Below are 25967 nucleotides of genomic sequence, written 5' to 3'. Positions count from 1 at the left end.
TTGGTTCTGGTTGGGCTATTCAAATGGAAGTTCAACGGTTTTCAACACAAGAATACCCGGAGGAAAGTTTACGAATCTCGCTCCGTATCTAATTGATAAAGAACGAGAAGAAGCTTTTCGATCTTTCGGAAAGCACTTTGATCTTCATACTATTTAACCTTCACATATCGGCCTCCGAGAGAAATCACAAAAAAAGCAACAAATCTCTTTATACTGAAACTGGACACAGTAACTCTCTTGAAGAAGACATTTCCTATTTTGAAACCACTACAGATGATATCGTTGGAATCCTCGCAACTAAAATACTCATCGCTCCTTTGAGTGATTCTCAGACCTGTGAATATCTTCATTCAACTATATCTAATAATAGGCATTCCTTAACTCTGCCCGATAATCCTTTTTTTATTGATCGACTTCTTCCGGATGAAGTCCTTGATATTGGGCTTACTATGAAATTAGGGGAGAACTATATACCAGTAATGGTATTGTCGATTTTCCTCAGAGTACGTATCCGGCTATATTCGACAAGCTCAATAAGGCAAAATTGGAGTATCGATGGAGCACACGATATATCTGTCTTGATAAAGAGGAAGCGATAAAGAAGACTGAAAAAGCTCAACAAAACCATCGTGGTAATCAGGTTGGTTGGTTCCAATCCTTTATTGCTTCTGCAACAAAGGAGCCACAAAGCAAATAAACGGTGGCGCGATTGTGAAGGAAGAAGACGCTGCTGCCGCTCAGATTGCTCTTGATACAGATGAAGTCTCTCTTGGCCTGTATACCTCAAATATAATGGTATGGGATACAGATTTAAAAAAAGCACATAGAAGCTCAAGAAGTCAAAAAACTGGTTCAGAGTGTTGGTTTTGTAGCAAAGGAAGAGACCTTTAATGCATTCGAAGCATGGAAATCTATGATGCCAGGGGATGTTGTTAGTAATATCCGCTCCTTCCGGTTGTATCAAGTAATTTTAGTCATGTAGTACTTTGTCTGCAATCTGGGCAGGAATGATTGAAAATGAACATGCAGGTAATGTAAGCGGAATTGATCTACCTCATGTTACTTGCTCGACTCAAGATGGGACTCCCTTTTTTCTTAGCTTAAATCCTCGGTGATGTTGGCCATACAATCATACTTGGACCGACAGGAGCTGGAAAATCAACGCTTCTTAACCTTCTAGAATTACAGTTCTTCAAATATACTGACAGCCAGGTAATCGTACTTGATAAAGGACGATCTGCCAGACAGCCAACCATGGCCTTCGGTGGTCGCTACTATGAGCCGGGAACGAATGGTGTGTGTTTTCAACCGTTAGCACACCTTGAAACAATTCTTGATCGTACCTGGGCAACTGAATGGATTGAGTCTCTAGTAGAAATTCAAGGAGTAACAGTCACTCCTTCGATGAGTAGTGCTATTACCGATGCAATTGAACGAATGGCCAGTATTCCAAAGTCGAAGCGAACGATTACTACTTTTGTCAAAGTGTTAACTATCTTGATCCTGAAACTAAACAACCGTTACTACGCGAAACATTACGTCCGTATCAACTTGGCGGTAAGTATGGAGCAATATTTGATGCTTCCTCCACTTCAATCTCCCTTGATAGCCGGTATATTACACTTGAAATGGAATATCTCATGCAAATGGGAGAATCGTGTGTAGCTCCAGCTATATCATATATTTTCCATTACATAGAAAGCCTCTTTACTGGCCGTCTTACGTTGCTTGTCCTTGATGAAGCATGGCTTTTTCTTCGTCATCCAATATTCAGAGCAAAGATCGAAGAGTGGCTCAAAACACTCCGAAAGAAGAATGTTTTTGTTGTATTTGCTACACAGGATGTTGCTGATGCAGTTAATTCGTCCTTGTGTTCAACGATCATACAACAGTGCCATACAAAGATTTTCCTTGCAGATCCGGAGGCTGAAACACCGGCCATGCATCATGCCTATTCTACCTTTGGTCTTACTGATGCAGAAATCAGCTCTCTTTCTCATGGGATAATGAAACAAGACTACTTATACACCTCAACGATGGGAAGTAGAAAGTTTCAGCTTGATCTGAAGCGTGATAGCATTACACTCGCACTTATAGGAACTCCAGATCATGAACTTCTTGATAAGCTTGTCGCTGAACATGGAGACGAGAGTGGATACGAATATGCTGCTGATATCTTGAAGGCAAAAGGACTCGATTATTCACGGTACATGAAGGAGAGTGCGTAAATGAAGAATACGGTATTAAGAGTAGTACATGGCGTGTGCCTGTTGGTATTTTTCTGTAGTCCTCTGAGAGCAAATGCGCCAGTAATCGATATGGCACATATTCTTGAAACAGTTCATAACGGATATCAAATGTACCAGTCTGTATTGAACTCGATAAAGCAGGTTGAGTACGCCTATGTAACCACTCAGGCACAATTGAAGCAATTACAGCAATTGGATATGAGCGAGATTAAGTCATTTAGCGATGCTGTCTCTTATGTTGATAAACAAATTGATTTTGTGAGAAAGACAGAGAATCGGTTTAAAGCAATCAGTGTTGAAGTCGGTGGGAAGAAAGTCCCGATAAGTCAATTCTATAGACTCCCAGGCGAAGCAATTGACATGGTTGAAAATGATATGACCTCAGATATGAGTGATTGGGAAAAGCAAGAGCGTGGAGTCACTATGGTCTTAATCCTGCTAACTATGCATATGCGGTTGCATGGAAAGGCAGAATTAATGAGGCAGCAAAGCAAATGACTGTTATCGGAGATGTAATCGAAGAAAACAATAAGGTTGCTGCACAGGAGATGGATGCAATAATGAAAGAAGCAGAGAAATCTGAAAGTAATCTGGCTGTCTTACAATCCCTGACTGCGCTCATGCAAATACTTATTGGCCAACAAATGGAAGCGAACCGTATTAACGCGTTAAATGTTCGTTATCAGGCTGATAAAGATATCGCAGCTGATATGCCTGTTCAACAAAAAGGTCGCTTTTCAAAGATTGGATCGAATAAATAAGTTAAAGAGGATTGAGCCGTCAGTTTAGACGGCTGGATAGAATCAAAATGATAAATTGTAGAAGGATCAGTCTTCCAGAAACCTTTTTCAAATGAATATAACTGAATAGAATTTTTATTGACAGTTGCAACGATAATATTTCCCAGAACATTTGTCAAAGAAATACCGGTACAACCAACCGGTAAAGTCAAATTAGCAGAGGGATCAGACTTCCAGGAACCTTTTTCAAAGGAATAGAAACGAACAGTATTTCATTAACAGTTGCGACAACAATATTTCCTAGAACACTTGTCAAAGAAACATCGGAACAACCAACCGGTAAAGTCAAATTAACAGAGGGATCAGACTTCCAAGAATCTTTTTCAAAGGAAAAGAAACGAACAATGTTTCCATCAACGGTTGCGACAACAATATTTCCTAGAACACTTGTCAAAGAACATCGGAACAACCAACCGGTAAAGTCAAATTAGCAGAGGGATCAGACTTCCAAGAATCCTTTTCAAAGGAAAAGAAACGAACAATGTTTCCATCAACGGTTGCGACAACAATATTTCCTAGAACACTTGTCAAAGAAACATCGGAACAACCAACCGGTAAAGTCAAATTAGCAGAGGGATCAGACTTCCAAGAATCCTTTTCAAAGGAAAAGAAGCGAACAATTTCATCATTAACAGTTGCAACTAGTTCTGTACTAATAAAAAGAGGTGTTGAGTAATTTTCTGTAAAACTCATATATCCAGTAAGAATAAATATCAGAAGCATAAATATTTTTTCATCTACATCTCCTTACTAAAAAGTATAACACTTCTAGACACTGAAAAACAAGGTAAGTTAAGGATTCCCTTAATTAAATATAACTATAGAACAGGAGTTATCGGATGCAAAAGCACAAAAGGCACAGGAGGACAAATGGAACCAAAATGGCTTGATGCCCCATTCTTTACCTTGTTAGAGGACTTTTCCAGTCTTCAAGGGTATTTCATGGGACAAGCGATGTTTATTGCAAAAATTATCCTAACACTTAATCTTGGGTTTATCGCGATTAAGTATATTGCTAAAGGTGAAGGATTATCAGAGCAGTTAATCAAGACATTCACATCTGTGATTTTCTTCTTAATTTTCATTAATGCTTATCCTTAATGATTCAAGGTATAAACAGAATTATCTATGCCTGGAGTTATGGTTCAAGCTACGGGAAGGTTGCCGCGATGATCCAGAAAACTACTTCTGATGGCGAGGCAACTGAGTTCTGGGAAAAGAAAGCAAACGACCCTGATGCATATTCAGACATCATTAAAGTATTGGAAGAAGAAACTGGGAAAGGTAATGTCGCAAAAAAGTATGTGCTTGATATCTTTGATAAAGGCTCTGATAAACGTCCGGGTATGTTCATAAGACCAAACGCGGTTATGCGCCTACTGATGCTTACCTTTGAAAATATCTGGAGCAAAGCACTTGTTTGCTTAAGTGTAAGTGTGGTTCCACCAAAAGGTCCTGATATCGGAGGTTTTACATTACTTGCACTTGCTTCACTTGCGGTTCTTCTTGGTGGAATATTCTGTTCCATTCAATATTTCATTGGTGCAATTGAATTTACACTTATCACAAGTGTTGGATGTATTATGCTTCCCTTCATGCTCTGGGATGGAACAAAGTTCCTTACAGAGAAACTGGTGGGAGCAATAGTCGGTCAGGCGTTAAAACTTCTCTTTGTAACCCTTACGTTCATGCTCGCAATAAATGGGTTTCTTGCGCTCATGGTTCGACCCTTTGATAACTTCATCGACCAGACGATCTATACGCTATTCACCATCTTCCTTCATTGGCTTCTTTGCCAAAACGGCCCCGCCCTTGCGACAGCTCTGTTGACCGGTACGCCTCAATTATCAATGGCTGAAGGTCTTCGGACTGCTGCCTCTATGGCAGGAGCCGCCGCAGCCGGTGGAGCTGCCGTTAAGGGTGCAGCTTCTGCTGGAGTCAAAACCGCTGTACAAGGGAAAGCAGCGGTTGATCAGGCTGTTGGTGCTGGAAAGGCTGCCGCCGCTGATGGGAAAGGAAAGCTTGGCTCAATTGCAGCAGGTGCGCGCTCGATGGGTGATTCTGCCAAAGAGTCTGTGAAGTCCGGTGTTCATGGACTTGCAAAAAGTCTTACGAATGGTAAAGGAGGAGGCGGAAGTAATAGTGGCGGCGGAAATCGATTCTCATCTCTTGAGGCTCGGAACAAACCAAAAGAAGATGGGAATCGGAAAACAAGCGGTGAATTTGCTCAGGAGAATAAAGCAAAAGGAGCGGAACGATATGCACAACATAAGCAAGAAACTAAAAATGCTGAATCTTCTGCATGGAAAGCACAAATAGGCGGAATGCAAAAACCTGTTCAGCAAGATACCAAAAAGTATGACGGTGGAACTCCGTTAGGACAACAATCCCACAACGTACTACACCACCTACACCACCTACACCACCATCTGGAGGAAATAATGGCAAGTCATCATAAGAAAGTAATCTACACAGAATTTGATATTGATAACCCTATGAAGCGAAATGAAAAACTATACTGCGATTTAGTGGCTCGGGAGAGTAAAGGCAAAAAAGAGTGGCTTATTATAGCGATAGTGGAACTCGCTGTGATCATTGTTCTTGCAGTGTCACTGTCATGGGCAATGACACTACCGAAGAAGATCCCGGTTGTAATTACTGTTCTACCATGGGGCGAAGCAAAATATGTAGGGGATGTATCCAGCTATTCCTATCAAACGATGAACATCCCTGAAAGCGCATATATCTACCAGGTGGAAACATTCCTCCAAAACTTACGTACGCTTCCCACCGATGGAGAAGTTCTCACTTCAAATATCAGCTCCCTCTATAACATCATTACTCCTTCCTGTGCAGATCGAATGACCCCTGCAATCCGTGAGGATAATCCCTTCGCAGATATTGGATTCAAGAAGCGAGTAGTAACAATAGAATCGACAATACGGGTATCAGGTAGTACCTATCAAGTTGATTTTATTGAAACTGTAACCGGACGGGGAGCGGGAACTAAACGTTTCCGCGCATTGGTTACGACAACCCGGAAGACGCCGCCCAAGAAAGCAGAAAAACTCAATCCACTAGGTATTTACATCGAAGAATACAATCTCACTGAAATCACTCGCATACAAGGAGCACAGTAATGTACAAAAGACATGAGATCCGCGCCATTTTTTTACTCGCTATCAGTATTATTCTGGGAGTTTCCTGTAAAACAATGGACATGGAGCCGAGAAACGAAGTTGTCAAAGACAAACTTGTTGAAATGGAAGAAAAGAGCGAAGAAGAAGTTGCAGTTGAAGAACTGAAAGCCTCCATCGATGTTCAAAATCAAATAGTCTATGTTGATCGCCCTGTGTATATTCCGACTCCTGAGCCAGCGGTAAAACGGACTACCGGTCTTGATTCAGTCAAACAATCTACTGAAGAGGGAACTATCAAACCAACTGAGTACTCACACGCAGCGAGAATCTATGATTATGATCCAGATCAGGTGTATGAAGTATATTGTCAGATACTACGCACAACAGATATACACCTACAGCCCGGTGAGATAGTCATCGATAGTCCATTTGTTTCAGATACCGAGCGATGGATTATTGGTGCAGGTGTTAATCAGCAGAACAATGTTGTCGTTCAACATATCTATGTTAAACCGAAACAGGCCGGACTTGATGCCACACTCATCATAAATACAAATATGAGAGTATACCATGTGGTTTTAAGAAGTTATTCAAACGTGTATATGCCTATTGTGAAATGGAAATATCACAATCAAGGGATGCCACAGATCTTTGCTAAAGACATAACCAAAGAAATTCAAGTAGCAACAGAAATGGATACAATAGATCCACGCTTTCTATCATTCGACTACAAGATTACTTTCAATGTTTTCAAGAAACCTCGATGGATTCCAACAAGAGTCTATGATGATGGAAAGAAGACCTATATAACCTTCGGTGAAGAAGTCTTACAGATGGAATTACCAGGGATCTTTGAAAATAAGGCCGACGTGGTAAATTATCGCCCACAGGGGAATTTGATTGTCATTGATAAGCTTATCGAGCGTGTGACAGTCAAGTACAAAAAAGAGCGAATTACAATCGAGAAGAAAAAGGGGTAAGTAATGAGTCAATATGACGAGGAAACCGGCCTTGTTCTTTCGGATGAAGATGAAATTGCACGAGAAGCAGCGCTGGAAGAAGAAAAAGGTACCGAAGATGTTTCTTCAGAAAAAGATGGTGCTTCAGTTGAGCCGAAAACAGTTGTTCCGAGGATTAACAAAAAACTCATTTTGTTGTTGGCCGGTGGGCTTGCTTCCCTCATCGTTGTTGTTTCGATTATCTCCCCTTCTGAGAGCAAAAAAAAGAAGAAGATGGAAGACGGCGTCGCTTCTGAATTGAATGTCCCTGACTTTTCTGTGCAACCTAAGCCCTACGAGGAACGTACGGAAATACGCAATTCGTCTCCTCCGGCCATTCAGGAAGAGAGTCCGGTGTATATACCTCCCACTCAGCAAACGAAAAAGTCACAACCGACAGGTGGTGGAAGACCGGCTCAAGTAGATGAAAGTGCGTTGAATGCCTATGGATCTGCAATTATACCAGTGGTTCAAGGAAGACTTCTCGGCCAAGAAACTCAAGGAGCGTATAGGGGAAATTCTCAAGGACAAGACCCGTTAATGCAAACCATCTCTGCTTTTGGTTCTGTTCCCATGGGTCAGGACGAATATACGGCACATCGGATCGCGGCTCTTGGGGGAATTGGCTCCTCTGGCGGCACAGGAAGTGGAGAATCGATGGGATACCGTGAACAGAATATGCAAGACGACAAGCAATCGTTTTATAGTTCTGGCCGAGAGGATGAGGCAACGGGGTATTTTATCGGAAATGATACTCTGTGGAATGGATCAATAATTCCTGGTGTTCTTATTACCGGTATAAACACTGACCTTCCGGGTGATATTCAGGCACGAGTAACTGAAAACATCTATGATTCACTGACAGGCAAGAAACTTCTCATCCCTCAAGGAAGCATACTGATTGCATCGTATAATTCTTCTGTTTCTTTTGCACAAAGCCGTGTTCAGATAGCCTGGAACACGTTAATCCGGCCGGATGGATTTCAGGTTTCACTTGGGAATATGAATGGCGTAGATGATAAAGGATATTCAGGAACCAAAGGCAAGGTTGATGAGCATCTTTTCCAGTACGTGAAAGCGATGGGGATTATTTCAGCATTTACATTGGTTAATGGTGAGTTTGCTGCAACTATGGCTACTACTCAAAATGAGACAGCACAGAATCTCATAGCTGCAAACCAGAATGTCATTAACCAACTGGGAGCCAAAATTATTGATCGAACAATGAATATTCAACCGACACTTACGGTGAAAAGCGGAACAAAGATCAATATTATGCTTAATAAAAATATTCGCCTTCCACCTGTTTCATCTCCACCTGTTACATCTGTATATAAAAGATGATGCGTAAAGGCCGCTGATACAGGCGGTCTTCTGTATTCTAGTAACGACAATCACATATTTCCTTCTATTATCCTCACCTTTTTTTGATTTCTCTTTAGAAACACAGAATATAAAGAGTCTTCACTCTTTATACATACATGTTTGAACAAAAGGAGTTCACCGTATGCGACACTCAAAACCTAACGCTTTTCTAGCTTTTGTGGTACTCATTTCTTTTCTGATGGTACTCATTTCTTTTCTGACTGCTTCGTGTAGTTTGTTTTTATCGAATGATAAAGACGAGAGCGTTACTGTCAAATCGTTAGCTTTTTCAAAAACTACACTCTCTCTGGGTATTGGTGGAATTGAGTACTTAACTCTTTCCATAAATCCGACTGAAGCAAAGAGTAATGCGCGAATAGAGTACACATATGATGAATCAGTCATCAAAGTTGATGGAGACTCTTCGGGTGCAACCGTTTCAGGTCTTCGAAATGGAAATACGGTGCTCATCGCAAAAGCAAATGGTCAGGCGGCCGCCTGCGTCATTGGTGTGTCTGGTATTGATCCGATTACCGAGAACGCTCCCTATATATCCACAACCATGCCAGTGGTTGAAATGGAAGCAGGAACCACAAAGAAAATACTGGTATCTTTATCAAAGGGTTCATCCGCTGAGATGTCACAATTTTCTTGGAGTATTGATAAGTCCAGTATTGCTACAGTAGAGGCTTCCGGACAGAATGGAATTATCAGTGCGAAAACAAATGGGGTCGCGCGAATTACTGTCTCTCATCCGTCAAGCACCTATCCACTAGAACTACTTGTATTCGTCAAGCCGGAGAATGAAAAAGCGATATACCTTACAACAAGCCAGAATATTATCTCGCTTGCTCACAATGGAGCAGACCGAAAAGTCTCTGTCTCCCTTGTCAATGGGGATGGAGCAGATCAAAATAGTTTTACCTGGGAAGTGCTTGATTCGGAAGAAAGTGCTCCTGGCACTATCTCGCTAACTGCAAATGGTGCTAATGCAGAAATATCCCCACGAGCTGATGGACGGGCAACAGTCAGGGTGAGCCACCCTCGAGCCCTTTATCCTCTTGATATAAAAGTCCGTGTTGTTACCATTATTGAGAATGTGTATATCGATGTTATTGAGAGTAAGGTTACCGTAAATGGTTCAACTCCTGCAAACTTGTCGGTTTCGTTAAAGGGCTCTACTCGTGTTAATGAACTCGATCCTTCTCAATTTCAATGGACGATTGATGATTCGTCTATTTGTGATTTTGCTTCTTATCATAATGAAGTTGTCTTGAATGGCAAAAAGAATGGAATAGCAAAGCTCACGGTATCTCATCCGGCCGCGAAATATCCGCGAGAAATCATGATTTTTGTGGAGAATCAAGCAGATGGCGCAGTGCATTCTGGTGCGTTTATTACGACGAGTCAGAATTATATCCGGACAAAACTAGGACTCGAGGAAAGCGAACTCCTTGTTTCTCTTGTTGGTGGTGAAGCCGGAGATGAGAAAAATTTTGTTTGGTCAGTTGATAATCCTGATATCATTTCTCTTCGTACAACAAATGGAACAACTGGAGTTTGGGGACGTACCGCCTCTATCATTACGCAGCGAGCAAATGGAACTGCCTTTATTGAACCTAAAAAAGAAGGTTCTGCTGTTATCTATATCACGCATCCAAAGGCTTTGACCCCTACAGAGGTATTGGTAAAGGTTTTCCCTTCATACGCCTCCTTTGAAGAACCCCTTGTCATCAAGGGTCAGTCACTCCTGGGACTTGTTCGTGGAACGTCTCAGAAACTTGCAGTGACCCTTCAAGGTAATGTGACAATAAATGATGAATCGTCTCTTGACTGGTCAAGTGCAGATTCAAATATTGTAACTGTTGCAGGTGCAGGGAAAGAACAGCTGGTAACAGCCGTCGGAAATGGACAAACCTTTATAACTATAACTAATCCTCGGGCTGATAATCCGAAAAAGATTCTCTGTTATGTTGCAGAAACTGCTGAAGAACTGGAGGCTATGCAGGTTCTCTACTCAGAGAAAACATACTACAATCTAATCGCTGGAAAATCAGATCAACTGTATTTAATGACACGGAATCTTTCGCCGGAAGAACTTACTGCCATTCAATGGAGTTCCAGTAATTCTTCTGTTGCAACTGTTACACCCAGTGATAAAAATACAGTATCTACGATAACTGGTGTTTCAAGTGGAACAGCGATTATAACCGCTTCACTAGCTGGATTACAGTCAGTACGATTCACTGTTACCGTATACCCAGTTGGGACTGATTTATCGGTACTGCCACCTTCAATATTCTTTACCACAGCTCAGAATGTTGTGCAGTTTCCATCGATCAATACGGATAAGGTCGTTTCTGTAACGCCAGTAAATCTTCCTCTTTCAGACTATTCTGGAATATCTTGGATCTCTGATTCTCCTTCCATTGTAGAAGTCATTCCGAACGGAAATACTGCAACTATTACATCAAAAAGCAAGGGTACAGCGGTCATCTCGATATCACATCCAAAGGCTGACAATGTACTTAAAATCACAGTACGTATTGGTGATGAATATATTATCGTAAATCCAAAAGATCCCTTTATTAGTACAAGTAAGGATGTTGTTGGTCTTATTTCTGGGTCTCAGGGGGAGCAGATCACTGCTAAACTTGAAAATGGGGCTGATACAACGTTATTCTCATGGGAAATCGATGATCCCTCTATTGCAGCGATAAGCCCTCTTGGAAACAAATGCTACATTGTTCCAAAAGTTCCCGGCCAAGCACGTCTTATCGTTCGTCATGCTAATTCCACCTATGATAAAAATGTCCTTATTTTGGTTGGGAACACTCAAGCAGATATTGATGGACTTTCCTATCTTACTACAACACAAAACGTTGTTCGGATGGTAACCGGTACTCAACAAACCGTAAGTGTTCGTTTATCAGGTACATCTGAAACAAGTGCTGCGGATTATGCTTGGACTTCTGACAACCCCTCTATCCTGCAAATCGTTGATAATGGTGGAACTGCGGTATTATCAGGAATCAGTGCGGGTGTCGCTCGTGTTACAGTGAAGCACGCCTCCTGTGTTTATCCGCTTGATATTACTGTAATTATATCAAATACACTCCAAGACGCAGCCTCAAGTCCTTACATCACATCAAGCCAAAACATTCTTTCCGTTACCAAGGGAGGATCTTCTAAAACGCTTTCAGTGACACTCGCTGGTGGAAGTGAATCGGATAACCAACATTTTGTGTGGACGGTTGATCGTGGAGATCTTATTCAGCTTACCTCGAATGGTCAAAGCGCAGTCGTGAAAGGTATTTCCGCTGGAGAGTGCCGTCTTACTGTCACTCATCCAAAATCGACATATCCATTCCCCTTGGTGGTAATTGTTGATGAAGCGGCCCCATCTTCAAACCTCTATATAAACCCTTCGCTTCCAATTGTATCAATGAAACCTGCTGATTCAGCACAAACTGTCACAGCTACCTTAGTTGGCGGTACAGCTGAAGATAAATATGGCTTTGTATGGAGCGCGGATAACTATAATGTTATAGACCTTACCTATTCTGCAAATACAGCGGTCATAACGCCCCGACAAGAAGGAAAAGCTGAAATAACTATCTCGCATCCAAAATCTCCGTATGATGGGAAGATAATTGTCAGGGTCACCGAATATTCTCAATTTGCTTTTTCTCAGTCATCAATGACGATTGCTGAAGGTACGACTCAATTTGTTGCAATGCAGGTTCCGGCTATCGAAGGAGAGTATTCCGGTAGAGTTACCTATGCAACTGACAACTCAAAGATTGTAACAATCACTGGCACTAATAAGGTCGCTCAGGTAACTGCTCTTGCAACTGGAACAGCGATTGTTACTGCTACAAGCCCTTCCGGAGCTAAAAGCGACTTAATGATTTATGTTAAGAAAGCTACTGAGATGACAGCTCCTTATATTACGTCTCAAACCAATGTCCTTGCGATGAAAATTACTGATTCTCAGAGATCTGTGAGTGCTTCGATTGTCGGAGAGGGAATCTCGACTCCAGACCAGTATAATCTACAATGGAAAATTACTGATCCATCTATTGCAAGTCTTATAGGCACCTCTGGATCAAATATCATCGTTAAGCCGTTAAAAGCCGGTGAAACGTCCATACGGATTTCTCACCCGAAGACATCAACTATCTATACCATACATGTACAGGTAGAAGGATCAAATGCTGGAATCTCGCTAAACAAGAACTATATAGCAACAGAGACCGGTAAAACGGTTGAAATATCTGCAAATATAGATCTTGGTACAAGCGAGGACTATAAAGCTATTACATGGAGCGCTGATAAGGTCGGTGGTGCTGAGATCGTGTCAATTCTCGGAAGCGGGAAAACAGTCGCCCTTTATGCCTTATCTACCGGAAAAACCACGGTTACGGCCGAGTTCAAGGGAAAAACAGCTAAATGTGATGTGTTGATAGCTGCATCAAGGCAATTCAGTTTTGATACCCAGTCAATGCGTCTACAACCTGGTCAAAAGAAGACTTTCAAGTATGTCTTGATTCCTGAGGATGCTTCGATAAATTGGATGACCAATTCAAATGATTTTGTAACGTACGCTGTTGATACGAGCTCAAAAACAGTGACCGTTACAGGCCTTTCCGAAGGAGTTACAAAACTTTCCGGAACAGCGAACAGTATGAGCGCAAGTATCAATATTACTTGTGCTTGGGATTATAAGCTGAGCATAAATAAGACGCTTATTAAGACTGAACCAAAATATGATTCATCAAACCCACAATTGTACATAATTAGTTATGAGGTAAACCCTGCTGATGCTCGCATTGATTTGCTCATTGATAATGATATTGCAACATATACCATTGATAAGACTAAACGGGAGATTTACATACGTCCAACAAAGGAAGGAACCGCTAATTTCTCGGTTTCAGCAACAAATGTGTATAATAATTACAAATTCGGAACACAGACCTGTAGCCTAAATTTCGGATATAGCCGCCTTACAGTAAAACCAGTGATAATCTCCAAGCAAGGATCGTATTCAAGGTATAACGCTGAAGGTGGTATGTTGGTCTTAGGTGATGGAGAAGATGTATCAGTCTCTTTGTCCGTTGTAGAAGAGAACGCTTCATACTCAATTAGCAATGTGCAATATGTTAATGCAACTTCATCTCCGACTCCAATAGTGCTAAGTCAACCGTCAACAGGACTGTGGAATGTCAAGCATACGGTAGATTACATTATTTATGAACGGCTTGTTACTCATGATACATATTTCAAAAAAGATAATGACCGGCTAACAGTAAGATGGGAACATGCAGTGTATAATGGTGATAACCAATACTGGTATGCTTCATTCGGAAATAACTTGTATTTTGTTCGCTATAAAGATGATGGCGGGACTCATACTGGGTATAATGCCTATATTTCACCAAATCTTCCGAACGGAAACGGTAACTCAAGCTGGACTCCAATTACAACATGGTCTCCAACTTTTGTTAGGCAAGAGCGTTCTACTCCGTTACGAATGTCTGAATCTGACTATAAAGCCAATACAGATTATTATTGGCCAGAACATGAACAAAGATATTCGTATAAAAGTTGGGGAAGTTGGTATGATCATCATGGAACCTGGTCTGCATGGGATATAAATGAAGCTGCAAAAGTACCATCACTTGATAAGTCGATTATCAGCACAGTAACAGCCGGGTATATTAATGGAACGGTTGTACGGCCAAGCGGAAATCAAGCCTTCCAGATTCCGATTGTTGTAGAGACAAGAAAGTGTACTAAATAGTAAGTACTACCTTATAAGGCCGTCCCAACAGGACGGCCTTTTTTGTAACCGTAATACGCAAATTACTTAGTTCAGAATTATAATTCTGAGTTAAATATGTAATTTCATGTCTTAATTTCGATTTTTGTATTATTATCTGCTGAACATTTGCTTAACCTGCATTGCGTACATTGGCGCACTTTTTGCCGAGGAGCAAAGCGACGACTAGCAAAAAGTGTGACAATAGCAATGTCAGGTTGAAGCAGTTGTTCGACGATATTATTGGCCTATTATATAGTTTCACATCCTTATAAATTCAGATATCCAATAAATCTTACAATTGATAGACCACATATATACACTTTATTAATCGTGAAAAAATATTGGTCTGAGTTAGAGCTTATTTTCTGTCTTCAATTGCTTTTTCAATCCAGTCTGCAAGATTTTCTTTTATATCATTATAAGCGTCTGTACTTTTAGGATTATAACATTCTACATAATCAGATAATTTTTTACCACTATTACAAGTAAATTGTTCAAAAGGGTTTGTTCCCTTATAGCAAGTTCCTGTTTTTGGGTCTTTCAAATTATGTATGTAAATACCAACAAGCCCTCTTTTTTCATTCCAAGCTTTTACAATTTCATGTTTAACCCACGGTCTTTTATAAGTATCTTCACCTATAAGAACAACTACACAACTTTTTCCATCCATATTTTCATCAATCCATTTTTCAATTGCTTTATCCCCACCTTTCTTTACTGTTTCCCAGTCATTCTTCGAGACAGGTTCATCTCCATCAATAGCACCCATGTTCCTAATTTGTTGAACTCTAAAAACATCGTTGTCGTAATGAAAACTGTAAAAAACTCTTCTTTTTGTTGCCATATAAATGCTCCTTTTTGTGTTCTATTGCCTTGAATTCAATGTATTGATTATTTTTAAAACGGTTTTAATTATCACTGAGTTATCAATAGTAGTATCACCAAGTAGTTTGAAATCGTCAAGTAAATATTCATGATTAGGAAAGAAATCCTTAAATGAAGCAATAATTTGATCCCAAAGGCATTTTGACACAAATCCTGTGGCTCCAATAGGAATTAATAAGAGTCCATTCTCAAAAGCAATGTTGAACTCATCAATTACTCCAGTTGCTTCTTCAAGAACTCCGGTAGTTTTGTTCTTTCTGTTTCCAAAAACAAAAATTGCAATACCAGCTAAGGGTATAAATCTTTTTCGATATTCGACCCATAATTCTTTTAAGTTTTTTCCGTGAGTTTCAAATTGAGGGAAAGGTCTCATAATTAAGTAATTGTCCATGTTTTGATTTCTTTCACTTTCCATATTATCTAAAACCCCGTTAATTACAGCACTACCAACACCCCAGCCAAAGCCTGTCAGAATCTTGTATGAATTATTTGAAAGAGACTTGCTAAGGTCATGTAGAAGTTCTACAGCTCTTTTTTCACCAAAACTTCCATAATTTTCAGCGCTACCTGATATTAAAATTGTTGTCCGTAAAAATCTAGATTCTACTTCCTTAAGAATTGTAGTTATTTCGGGATATTCATTTATCCATAATGGATTTAATCCGTATTTTTTTAAGGAGTTCGCTCTAAGTTCTTGCCTTCTCTGCAATCTTGTATCCGTTTCTTTTTTTATGAAATAATAGTCTGGTTTTATATTCTGGCCTAATGTTGTTCTTATACGACTAATTAAGTAGTCAAGATTGGGATCAGTAAAACTGAATCCGATAAATAAAAATGTTCTAGAAACATAGTCACTTTTAAATGCATTACTAAACAATTCTCTTTTTTTATTATAATCTTCATACTCATGTTTTGTTAGAACTGTTTCAGATACAGTTTCAATATCTCCATGCATTTTGTATATAATTGCATCTCGCTTTGGTAGATTTACTGTCAAATCTGATTGTGCTTTTTTAATATCAGGTGTTTTACCCTGTTCTAATAATGCGTTTTCAATTAGTCTATCATAATTGGTGGTCCAATATATTTGAATTGGAAGTCTAGCTAGAATCCGATGATTATCAGAGACTGACATTTTTGTTTTACCATATTCTTCGACAAGTATTTGGTCTAGTTCTCCCCTAACTCCTCCATGATCGTCAACAAAAAATTGAGCCAATGAAGTTAAATCATGTTGCTCATCATTAATGTCAAGCCCAAGCTTATCAGCAACTGGTTTTAATAGTTTTTTCCAATCGAAAAAACCTTGAGATACCGACATTCCTGATCCAATAAACGCTACAGCATTTTTTTCTTTCAACGCTTTTACATAGTTATTTATAAACGATTCAATATCCCTATCTAATTTCATTCTATTACTCCTTCATTTAATACAAATTTTCTATAATCTATTGAGCATAAAGCGGAAAACAAAATAGGTGTAATTTTTTCATCTCATTGCGCCGCAGGCGTCCGTCGAACAACTATTTGGCTGTTCTCAATAAATAATATGTTTATGTTAAACAACAAGATAATATGATAAATATAGATTGAAAAAATAAGATTGATAGAAACTACGAATCTAACAATTCTCGTATGTAGCTTGTCTGGAGTGATAGATTCACAGTTGCTTGTTTGTCCATGTAGAATCTTCTTGTGTACATGAAAAGAATCAATATTATCTTGTTTTAGGACATTAATATGGTTTTGATAAAATATGTTAAAAGAAACTAGTAAAGAACCACAAAAAATCATTAGTTAATGAATAGTTATTACATATAGTATCCTCAAGTAAATCTTTGTTGTGAATTCATACACTTCAAAGGGTTTTCTACTGATCAGTATAACATGATCTAAAAAAATGTCACTGATTTTATTTTATATAGTTATTCTTTGTGTTGACTTAAACCTAAGTTCTTCATTTTGATCTTTGAATTTCCACTATTTAGAATATTTCTAATGCCTTATTAGTCTTATTACTGATATCCAGAAGATTCGATCTTCTTTTTTTCAACTATTCGGAGTATGTATTAGTTAACAAGTGTGCTTTCTTAGGATTCTTACTCCCTATAAGAAAAGTAGGGTTTAATTTAACACTGCCTTTTTGAAAAACCAGATTGTTTTCATCCTTGTTGATTGAGTGAATTCTATTGCATGAACAACAAGGGTATCGTATTTTGGCACATTGTGGGTATTATTGTAATTCTTACTTCTGTAATAGGTATTTGAGTGATATTCAAGTGGTTCGTAAGTGTTATCAACAAGAAAGGCCAGTACCTATGTACTGGCCTTTATATGATAGTACCTACATTAAAGTTGGGTGATCAAAGATTCTCCAAAGTGATGTTTATACACTATTTTTTGGTATAAGTAAGAATGATTGGATATTTAAGCTGATTATACTCATCTCTTTCTGGCGATTCTGAGAAGTATACCTCCTTTGCTGTTATGCTTTTTTTCTGCCTGAGATATGATTCATTACCAGGAAGTCTGTCTTCGGGAATAATATCATTATCTGAGAATCCTCTTGTCGTTTGAAGAGTTATTTCAGTATCTGAAAATGTGTATGTACCAGAATATGAAGATATGGAGACTGTATCATCGACATATTGTAGAATAACACTTTGTTCAAAGGTTCCGTCATCGTTTACAGTCATCACGTGCTCTACAAGTTTAATTGCGACTGGCATAAAATATGAGTTTGTATATCCAGATTTATATACATATGTACTCATCCATGTTCCTACATACGGATTTTCTTGTGAAGAGCGACTTTGAAATTTCTTACACCCAATGTTTAAGAGGGAAAGACATATGAGTAATAGCACAAGAGGTCTGTTTCTCATAATTGCAGCTCCGCATCGGTTTTACTTCGTTGTTGACTCAGGCTAATTGTCTTAATCTTGATAGGTGGTACCCCTTCAACATCTTTCGCATTATAGAAAAATCGTGACTTACCATTATCAGAGATAACCAAGGGCTCTTTTACAGCCTCTTTTAGTTTTAATCCGGCCTTCAATATATCGGAAAGCTCTAAGAATCGTGGATCATGAGAATTGCTCATCCCCATAACATGCTGAGCTTTTTTTGCGGCCAAACCAACAAACTTCTCCCCTGTAACCGGGTTGTATGGCTCATATCTAGATCTGCTTTCACTCACCTTTTGCCTGATTTTTTCTCCGTCACGTGCTTGTTGTCCAATTTCACTCATGGTATTTTGACAAATCACGCTCGCTTTATTCCCAAGCTCGAAAATTCTGGTATAACACTTCTCATCATAAGATCGTTTGAGATCTTCCTCAAGGTTCTTCTGAAATGCCTCCATCGTGTCTTTCGTAGTTTCAAATCGAGCACCGAGAGATGTTGCCGCTAGATACTTACCAAGATATTTATCTGGTGTTGTTTCATTACACTCGACAATAATTTCAGGATTCTTGTTCTGTTCTGGTAATTTTGGAAGTTTTTCCTGATTATATACAGACGATTTAGGATAATAGCGATAGACATTCTGATGTTTGGTTGCAACATCAAATGTTGTAAGATTTATCCCTACAGAACCTTTCTTAATACCTGCCCCATGCCGTTTTGCCTGTTCGTAGGTAATAAGCTCGTAGTCTTTTCCTCCTGCTTCCTGTGTCATAATTTGCGCAATGATTTGATTCATTCCACGAAACGCTCTTCCTGTTTCTGCAGAACGGATTGCTTGTGGTACAAGTGTTATGGAAGCATTCTTAGCCGGTTGACCAAGGAAGGGGGCGGAACTTGACTTAAGCGAAGCAAGAATCCGTTCTGTGTGTAGCTGATTATACGACTTTTTAGGTTCTTCTATCGCTTCTTTAACTTCAGTCTGTTGAGGGTTTTTCAGGTCTTTCTGTATTTCGAGGTATCTCTCTCTTTCAGCGAGCGCTTTATTGAATAAGTAATTTCCTTGTTCTATACCATCGAGACTGAAGTTTTTTTTGACTAGAAAACTATCAAGTCCGTGTATAGACGAAAGTGGCGTACCCTGTTCATGGTCTATATCAGAAACAAATGCTGCATATAAAACGTCATCTGCTGATAATACATATTCTTTCTGGCTGACAAAGCCTGACTCATCATGAGCTAGCGGCCCCGCCATAACCGAAGTAATGTCTTGTAATGATTTCCCTTCGGGAAACAAGGGTTCAGCAGGGTCAATACCGATGCTTACATAAAAATGCTTTCTGTCCTGCTCATTGGTTAACACAAAAGACTCCAATGAATTTGCTTCTTTTCTGTTATCTTCCATCGTTCTTCCTCCATTTCCTCTTGAATATTCTTGTTGTGATTCTTGTACAAAACCACTGTTGACAAGCTCAGATTTACGTATTATATTTTTACTGTAAGCGACTGAATTGGACTTAACTCGCATTTGGAGCGTAAAGGTCAATTCAGTCGCTTTTTCTTTGTCGTTTACATATCGTAAAAGACCATCCTGTGCCCATCGTTCAATTCCCGCTTCATTTTTCCCATAGAGCGAAGTGATCCAGTTTGCCTCTACTTGGTGGTCTGCATTTTTATGTCGGAATGAAATAATAACGGGCTCGCCGTTTTTATCTTGAATGTCATACACCCCCACCAGTGAAGCTCCATCTCTCGACGCAAACACGTAATATGGGTTTGCAAGCTCCTTGAAGACCCTCTTAATGATATTTTTATCCAGTCCATCGGAATGCCCATGTTGGAACCGTTGGCCAGGCTGTACCGGCTCCAGATACAACGCACGTGCAATTTTATCGCGGTACATAGCTATTTTTGTGTCAGGTAACCCATTTACTGTAAGGGCGAAAGGTGTCTTTTCTGTGATAGTGATAAACACATTTGGTTTACCTATATCCGCTCGTGAGATACCCTCAAGAGCTGCAAAAAGTCCAGCGGTAATGTCCGTTCGGAAGAGGTTCTCATTACGTTCTTTTCCGTTATATTCTTCCAAAACTTTTGATGCTACAGACTCATCCGTTGTTTGTGTAATTACAGTTAGTCCTTCAAGCGCGAAAGTCGCATCGGTCGTTGTTCGCTCCTTTACCTCTGCTTGTGACATAAACGAGAAATAAGAGCCTCTATAATGATGGAGGTCAAATTCTTCTGATGTGGCTCCGGCAATATAGAAGTCCATGAAACACCCTTCTTTCATGTGCTCTTTGATAGCAGTGCATAAAAGGGTGTCCTGAGCAAGTTCATCTGAAAGAATTGGAAATGCCCATAGTGCACCTGTTTGAACGCTTATAGTCTGAAATTGTCTCGCCATGTCATTGGAAGAGACGGTTTCAAACCATTCTTTTGAGTAATACCGTATGCCTCCAATTCGAGCATCGGCACTGGTAAATGCTACAGGAACCCAGTCCGTATTATTCCATCTATCATTTTCATTGATTTTTTCGGCTATATCGCGCAATACCATCGGATTAATGATTTTCTCTTGAGTAAACTCCGGTAATCGTGTTTTTAGTAGTGGATCACGCCCCTGAGTCTTAACATGAATGGTATCCCAGGTATTCGATTCGTATAATCCAAAAGAATCATGGTCAAGAATAATATGACCAAGTAAAAGAGGCCGCCCATCTGTCCCGATCAATGTTGATTCAAGGTCTTTGGTGATTGCTTCATCTTGTGGTGTTTGAGACACATTCCCTGAAGGATGATTATGGACAAATACAATTTTAGTATTTGTTCGTACAGCATAGTCTTTAACGTGCTCTCCCAGTTCACTAGTGAGTGAAAAAAGAGCCACTTTTGTGGGTAAATAGCTGGAAATCGCTAACTGGTCAGTGATAACCCCATCAGGGGTGACGAAAAGCACACGGAATGTTTCAAATCGTTTATCGCGATAAATATGTAATGCTTGGTGAAGTTGCTCCCATCCTTCACGGGTAATTTTTCCATCTTGACCGGTTGCCACCTGAGCGCCTTGAATATCAAAAATACCGTGCTTTTTGAAATCTCTAAAGGCTGTCCATAATCCGCTTTTTGTTCCCTTGAGAATCCCCTTGGTATATTTTCTTTGCGCTGCCTTTACCTCTCGAATATGCTCCCTCGTTATCGTGGGATCTCCTTCGATTATTTCAGTAACACTTCTCCCTTCTTCCCTCTCTTGCGCACTATATTCTGCCGCCTTTTCAAATAACTCTAGCTGAGTAAACGTACCCGTCAGTAGAGAATGTTCCTTTTCTTCCTTTTTTCTTTCCTCTTCCTTCTTCTCAAGTTCCATCAACTTGAGGGTAAGTCGCATACCTTCTTTATCGATTTCTTGTAGGCTTGAATGTAGTTGCGTTTCCTTTTCACGATACGCTCTTAGGCTTTCGCTTTCTGGAGTAAAATCATATCGAACGGCATTGTATCTTTCAGCAAGTTCCTTTTTTTGTCCTTCGAGGTTGCGTGCTAGTTCTTCAGCACCGCCTGATTCACTTTGCAATAATAGCTTCCTATCAATGGCTCCTATTTCTGTACTGATTCTTTTCAATTCCTGCTCGAAAAGAATTCTGCGTTCTTCATTTATTTTTTCAGTTATACTTCTCGCTTCTTTCTCAAGTCTGTTTTTTTCCACGGCCAGGCTATAGATCTCTTTTTGAAGCTCTTCGATAGTGACTTCCTGAGGAATAGCAGGAATAGCTTTGCTCGTAGTATTTTCCAGAACAAGACCGGACTTACTCACCTCTTGCTGTTTACTTGTATAACGCTCTCTATACTGCTCTAAAAGTCTATTAACCAAAGGTTCTATATTTTCTTTGAAAGGAAGATATTTCACACTACCGGGCTTCGCTATTTTTTCATTGATTTTGTTTATAGAGTCTATCGAAAAGTTGTCAACCACCTCTTGTTCACGAATATGCGTGATCTGTGCATACTCTTCTATCGCACGGGCAAAACACTCACACGTTCTGCTCCAATATGCGCCTTTTACATCTATCATCTGTCCACGGAATTCCACCGCAATTTGGTTTTCAAGAGTTCCTGGAATATCGGAAGCGTGCCATGCATTTAGTTCTTTGCCGGACAAATGATCCATAAAGTGCGCATATTCGTGAATTGCCGTCAGGCTTGCTTCGGCTTCACCTCCAGCAAAGGAAATACCGATTGCCCGATAGTACGGGGTAAAAAGACCGATATACTTTGAAGCGTGCATCTTTGTGTTTCCTGCATGGCTTACTTTTAGCCCCCATGCTTGTGAAACATCAGAGATATTTCCAAATACTGAATGAACTCGATCAAGAGCTATTTTTAGCTCCTCAATCTCCTTTTTGGATATATTCTCACCGTTCTGTCGTTTAACCCGTATGCCATACGTTTGCAGCAACGAATCATCAAGATTTGTATCCCCATACGAGGTTTCCCGACCCTTAGTCCAGGTCGATTCCCAGTCGGCCTTCTGTAGCTCCATATCGAGTATTTTCTGGTTAACATCATCAAGGCATTCACGGTGCATTCTAAATATGCCGCCCCGATTTAATGTTCCTCCATACGCGTTATTCATGTCTTGAATGAAATAAAAGGCTTCTACCCCCATTCGTCCGCTTTTAGTGCTCTTTAAGGAAACCCTGGATGGTTTATGTTCTATATGCGGGTATCTATGGGTGTACGTGTTACTTATTGAACGTGCATCAAATCTACCAGGGATTATTGGTATATCTTTTTCTCTTATTGCAGGGTATTCATTTATTCCCTCTTTTAACGCTTTTGCACGTGACTCTTCGTTTAGCTTTGCGACTGCTACGAAGGCGGCACGGTCAAACTCAAGATGATAATTGACCAAGGCGGCATATACATCAAGCGAGACTTTATAGATACGTGGATTATGGAGTTTGCCATTCTCATCACGCCGTAATTCATCGGATTCACGAAGTAAATACACATTATCACGTACCTTGTACGCAGGAATGTCATAGTTGGTATTTCTTCGTATGTGTACTGGTGGAAGATAGGAAGGGTATTCTTCTTCCAGTATTGTTTTCCGGTTTGCAAGGTAAACTTTATCCGGTTCTACTCCCGTGTAATCAATAAAACCATCAGCTCCGACTGAAGGGATATATTTATAAGTATTGCTTGAAGCTTGTCTAAAGTCAGAATCGCTCATTGTATTTTTGCTCCATCGAACAGTTGTTAAAAGAATGATTGCTCAGGTGGGATAAAAAAATAATTAGCTTCATATGAAGCTAATTATTTAAATTGTTACATTTCTTACAGTGAAAGCCCTTGTTGATGTTCTTGTTGTCTAGTTCGTGCGACTGTTCGCACTTTATCATTTTCAAGATTCATACCTCGGGAGATAAAACGATCTTTTGCAACTTCTGCGTGATATAAGGTTGTAAGAAGTGTAGCTCCGTGTGTTTTAATTGAAGCATCCTTCATGGCAAGTAGTGGAGCCTGTGGAATAAAATTTCCTTTGAATTCTTGAGTCATACGATAACGTGAAAGTTCTTGAGCGATAAGCCGTGCTTTTTCATCCGTTATCTTCTGTTCTGCACTACTACTTACCTTATCAAGTATTTCGGGAAACCGATTTGTCTTGGTATTCTCTACAACTGTTTTAATCTTTTCTTGAACCAGTGCTCGATCAAGTGTTAAGCCTGATTCTCGTATTAAAGAATACTCTTTCAGTTGTTCAATATTGTACATGTAGTAGTATTTCTGTTTCGGATGTTTTTCGTCGAATGCTTTTCCAGTTGAAGGATGTACATCAGTTGCATGAGCGTAACGGTTTACATAGGCAATGGGTGTTGGTTCCATTCCTGGGCGAACACGTAATTTCAGATTATTGACTTCGCTTTCTGATAACCATCTGGATTCTTTGAAGCCTTGCTCAGCAGCACTCATTTCGAGCATGAGTGCATTAACGCCTTTAAATATAACTCCGGAAGTTGGATTGTACGCTATATCACGTTCAATCTTTCCTTCTTTGAGCCATGGTGCTTTTCCGGTTAATGTAAGATTTTGATAAGTTCGTTCAAATTTTTTATAGAACAGTTCGTCAGTGATCTGCCGTTCTCTGATACTCATAGACACCTCTCTGATGAGGAAATCAATCAATGCTCACGAATAATGTTTCGTAAGAAAAAACGAGTGATTGATTCTGTCGTTGAGTTCAGCTTGTAGTTAGTATAACAACAACCACTTGTATGCGTCAATGTCATTGTATTGCACTTTTTGTTATTCGCTGTATAGTGATTTATATGAACAATAGAATTCTGAGTGTTGAGATATTGAATGCACCTCATTTTTATACTCTCTATGCTGATGGTCATGAGGACACCATGATTGAAAAACCAAACGGTGTTGAATTACTCTATCCCCCTCATGCTGTGTTATTTCTGTATTACACATTCCCTGCTCATCGAAGAGTATATTGTGTAAGAAATTCTGAAACTGGGAAAAGCTCTTTACCTGGCTTATCCATGCCAGTATCGATACTATTTAAGCAGTATGCCTCTCGGGTTGATAAAACAAAACGCGCAGTCTCATATCTTCGGGAACACTATCCTGATTATACATATTCATTATCTGATTCGTTTTATACACGACTTGGAATACACTTGCTCACAAAAGGCAAGCTATCGTATGAAGCGATTGATTCATTACTTCAAAGGAGTCTTTCTCATGGATGTTTTACTCACACCTGATGTTATATCTCGTCTTGATATTGCAAGTGTATCAATTCATAGTACGAACACAATACAACCTTCCGTTGTATTTGCTTTTTCAAAATCTCATATCTCGTTCATTTCAAAAGAAAAGCCAGATCAATTCATTGATCCCACCTTCGTGAAGATTACAACCAGATTGGATTCATTTTCACTTCCGGTATCATATGAAACGACTATGCAAACAAAAACAAGACATTGGATATTCACCTTTTCTTATTCACCGGACACAATCGAGCCGCCTTTGCATGATACATGGATGACCCTTCTCGATATTACACACGTTCAGCGGTTGCGCGCCGATGTACGCGTGAGCGCATCTAAGAAGAATATAGATGCGCTTCGCATGAATCCAATGGCGACTGAAGTCTTTTTTCATGAAACAAAATTGGATTGTTCTATACAGAATATTTCTTTTTCAGGAGCACGATTGCTATGCATTGAAAACAACTTGATCGAAGGCGACGACAAGCTAGTACTTAAAATTCCATTTACGTCTCCCAGTGAAATTGCAACCCTTCGCGCTGTCGTATTGCGAAAACAGATAATTGATATTGCCGGAACTTCTTGTGTTGATATTGCGGTACGTTTTTTTGAACCAATCGATTTAGTACTTCGCTCACGTCTTGCCGACTACTTTCAAAAACAATCTATCGAGAATTAGCTTCATGTGAAGCTAATTCTCTCAAGCCATAAATTAGCTTCACATGAAGCTAATTAACTGAGACCGATTAAGCCCTGAACACTCTGGTTCAGGGCTTTTTTTTCTTCTAAACTTGTCTAGCTCTCTCTAATCATAACTTTTCTGGTGTGTGGTACAAATAAGTCCATACCATACAAGGAAATATATCGCAAGTGTGGTACTAATGAATCTATGTGGTACAGATATATCTATATATAACAAAGAATTAACCCGCCTTGTACCACGCCCTTTATCTTGCCCTGTATGCGGGCCAGTAGGATATCATTGACAAGCCCACATCTTCTTCATTGATGAGAATTAGCTTC

At 39.7% G+C, this 25967-nt stretch carries 16 protein-coding genes and 1 pseudogene; 11 read left to right on the top strand and 6 right to left on the bottom strand.

Annotation, left to right across the window (positions count from 1 at the left end; genetic code table 11):
* Window positions 1-711: 711 nt before the first annotated feature.
* From K7J14_RS16035 to K7J14_RS16020, 4 genes and pseudogenes are all read left to right on the top strand, one after another.
* On the top strand, window positions 712-891 hold the full coding sequence (locus tag K7J14_RS16035) for a hypothetical protein (RefSeq protein ID WP_230758815.1): 180 nt from the start codon (window positions 712-714) through the stop codon (window positions 889-891).
* A 650-nt stretch (window positions 892-1541) separates the two neighbouring features.
* Window positions 1542-2228: pseudogene (locus tag K7J14_RS16030) on the top strand (TraG/VirB4 family ATPase); the annotation flags it as partial.
* Window positions 2229-2747: a hypothetical protein gene (locus tag K7J14_RS16025; protein WP_230758813.1), complete on the top strand. Its 519-nt coding sequence runs from the start codon at window positions 2229-2231 to the stop codon at window positions 2745-2747.
* Window positions 2744-3010, top strand: coding sequence for a hypothetical protein (locus K7J14_RS16020; protein WP_230758810.1), 267 nt, complete (start codon window positions 2744-2746; stop codon window positions 3008-3010). Before K7J14_RS16025 ends, K7J14_RS16020 begins: the two co-directional genes overlap by 4 nt.
* 429 nt (window positions 3011-3439) lie before the next feature.
* On the opposite strand, the gene K7J14_RS16015 is transcribed toward K7J14_RS16020, so the two are convergent.
* Window positions 3440-3742, bottom strand: coding sequence for a hypothetical protein (locus tag K7J14_RS16015; protein WP_230758807.1), 303 nt, complete (start codon window positions 3740-3742; stop codon window positions 3440-3442).
* A gap of 177 nt (window positions 3743-3919) precedes the next feature.
* Here K7J14_RS16015 and K7J14_RS16010 point away from each other — a divergent pair, with 177 nt between their 5' ends.
* From K7J14_RS16010 to K7J14_RS15990, 5 genes are all read left to right on the top strand, one after another.
* Window positions 3920-4150: a hypothetical protein gene (locus tag K7J14_RS16010; RefSeq protein ID WP_230754827.1), complete on the top strand. Its 231-nt coding sequence runs from the start codon at window positions 3920-3922 to the stop codon at window positions 4148-4150.
* Window positions 4150-6189, top strand: a complete 2040-nt coding sequence (locus K7J14_RS16005) for a VirB8/TrbF family protein (protein ID WP_230758804.1) — start codon at window positions 4150-4152, stop codon at window positions 6187-6189. The genes K7J14_RS16010 and K7J14_RS16005 overlap by 1 nt, the downstream gene beginning before the upstream one ends.
* Window positions 6189-7169: a TrbG/VirB9 family P-type conjugative transfer protein gene (locus K7J14_RS16000; RefSeq protein WP_230754678.1), complete on the top strand. Its 981-nt coding sequence runs from the start codon at window positions 6189-6191 to the stop codon at window positions 7167-7169. Before K7J14_RS16005 ends, K7J14_RS16000 begins: the two co-directional genes overlap by 1 nt.
* Window positions 7170-7172: 3 nt before the next feature.
* Entirely contained in the window at window positions 7173-8531 is a 1359-nt protein-coding gene (locus K7J14_RS15995; RefSeq protein ID WP_230754680.1) for a TrbI/VirB10 family protein, read from the top strand.
* Window positions 8532-8694: 163 nt separating this feature from the next.
* Window positions 8695-14358, top strand: a complete 5664-nt coding sequence (locus K7J14_RS15990; protein ID WP_230754682.1) for an Ig-like domain-containing protein — start codon at window positions 8695-8697, stop codon at window positions 14356-14358.
* A gap of 379 nt (window positions 14359-14737) precedes the next feature.
* Here K7J14_RS15990 and K7J14_RS15985 read toward each other — a convergent pair whose 3' ends face one another.
* The 5 genes from K7J14_RS15985 to K7J14_RS15965 form a co-directional block, all read right to left on the bottom strand.
* Complete coding sequence (locus K7J14_RS15985; RefSeq protein WP_230754684.1) at window positions 14738-15223, bottom strand: TIR domain-containing protein; 486 nt, start codon at window positions 15221-15223, stop codon at window positions 14738-14740.
* A 21-nt stretch (window positions 15224-15244) separates the two neighbouring features.
* The gene (locus tag K7J14_RS15980) at window positions 15245-16675 is read right to left on the bottom strand and encodes an SIR2 family protein (RefSeq protein WP_230758799.1); all 1431 of its coding nucleotides are present in this window, start codon (window positions 16673-16675) and stop codon (window positions 15245-15247) included.
* 982 nt (window positions 16676-17657) lie between these two features.
* A complete protein-coding gene (locus K7J14_RS15975) occupies window positions 17658-18038 on the bottom strand; it encodes a hypothetical protein (RefSeq protein ID WP_230751987.1) in 381 nt (126 codons plus the stop codon).
* Window positions 18039-18145: 107 nt separating this feature from the next.
* Complete coding sequence (locus K7J14_RS15970) at window positions 18146-23395, bottom strand: MuF-C-terminal domain-containing protein (protein ID WP_230751989.1); 5250 nt, start codon at window positions 23393-23395, stop codon at window positions 18146-18148.
* Window positions 23396-23499: 104 nt separating this feature from the next.
* Complete coding sequence (locus K7J14_RS15965) at window positions 23500-24318, bottom strand: ArdC-like ssDNA-binding domain-containing protein (protein ID WP_230751990.1); 819 nt, start codon at window positions 24316-24318, stop codon at window positions 23500-23502.
* A 173-nt stretch (window positions 24319-24491) separates the two neighbouring features.
* Here K7J14_RS15965 and K7J14_RS15960 point away from each other — a divergent pair, with 173 nt between their 5' ends.
* A complete protein-coding gene (locus K7J14_RS15960) occupies window positions 24492-24938 on the top strand; it encodes a hypothetical protein (protein ID WP_230751991.1) in 447 nt (148 codons plus the stop codon).
* Window positions 24916-25623 (top strand): PilZ domain-containing protein, encoded by a 708-nt coding sequence (locus K7J14_RS15955; RefSeq protein ID WP_230751992.1) that lies wholly within the window; start codon window positions 24916-24918, stop codon window positions 25621-25623. The genes K7J14_RS15960 and K7J14_RS15955 overlap by 23 nt, the downstream gene beginning before the upstream one ends.
* Window positions 25624-25967 lie beyond the last annotated feature (344 nt).

Source organism: Teretinema zuelzerae, assembly GCF_021021555.1.
Taxonomy (GTDB): domain Bacteria; phylum Spirochaetota; class Spirochaetia; order Treponematales; family Treponemataceae; genus Teretinema; species Teretinema zuelzerae.
This window is presented reverse-complemented; position numbering and strand designations above follow the sequence as displayed.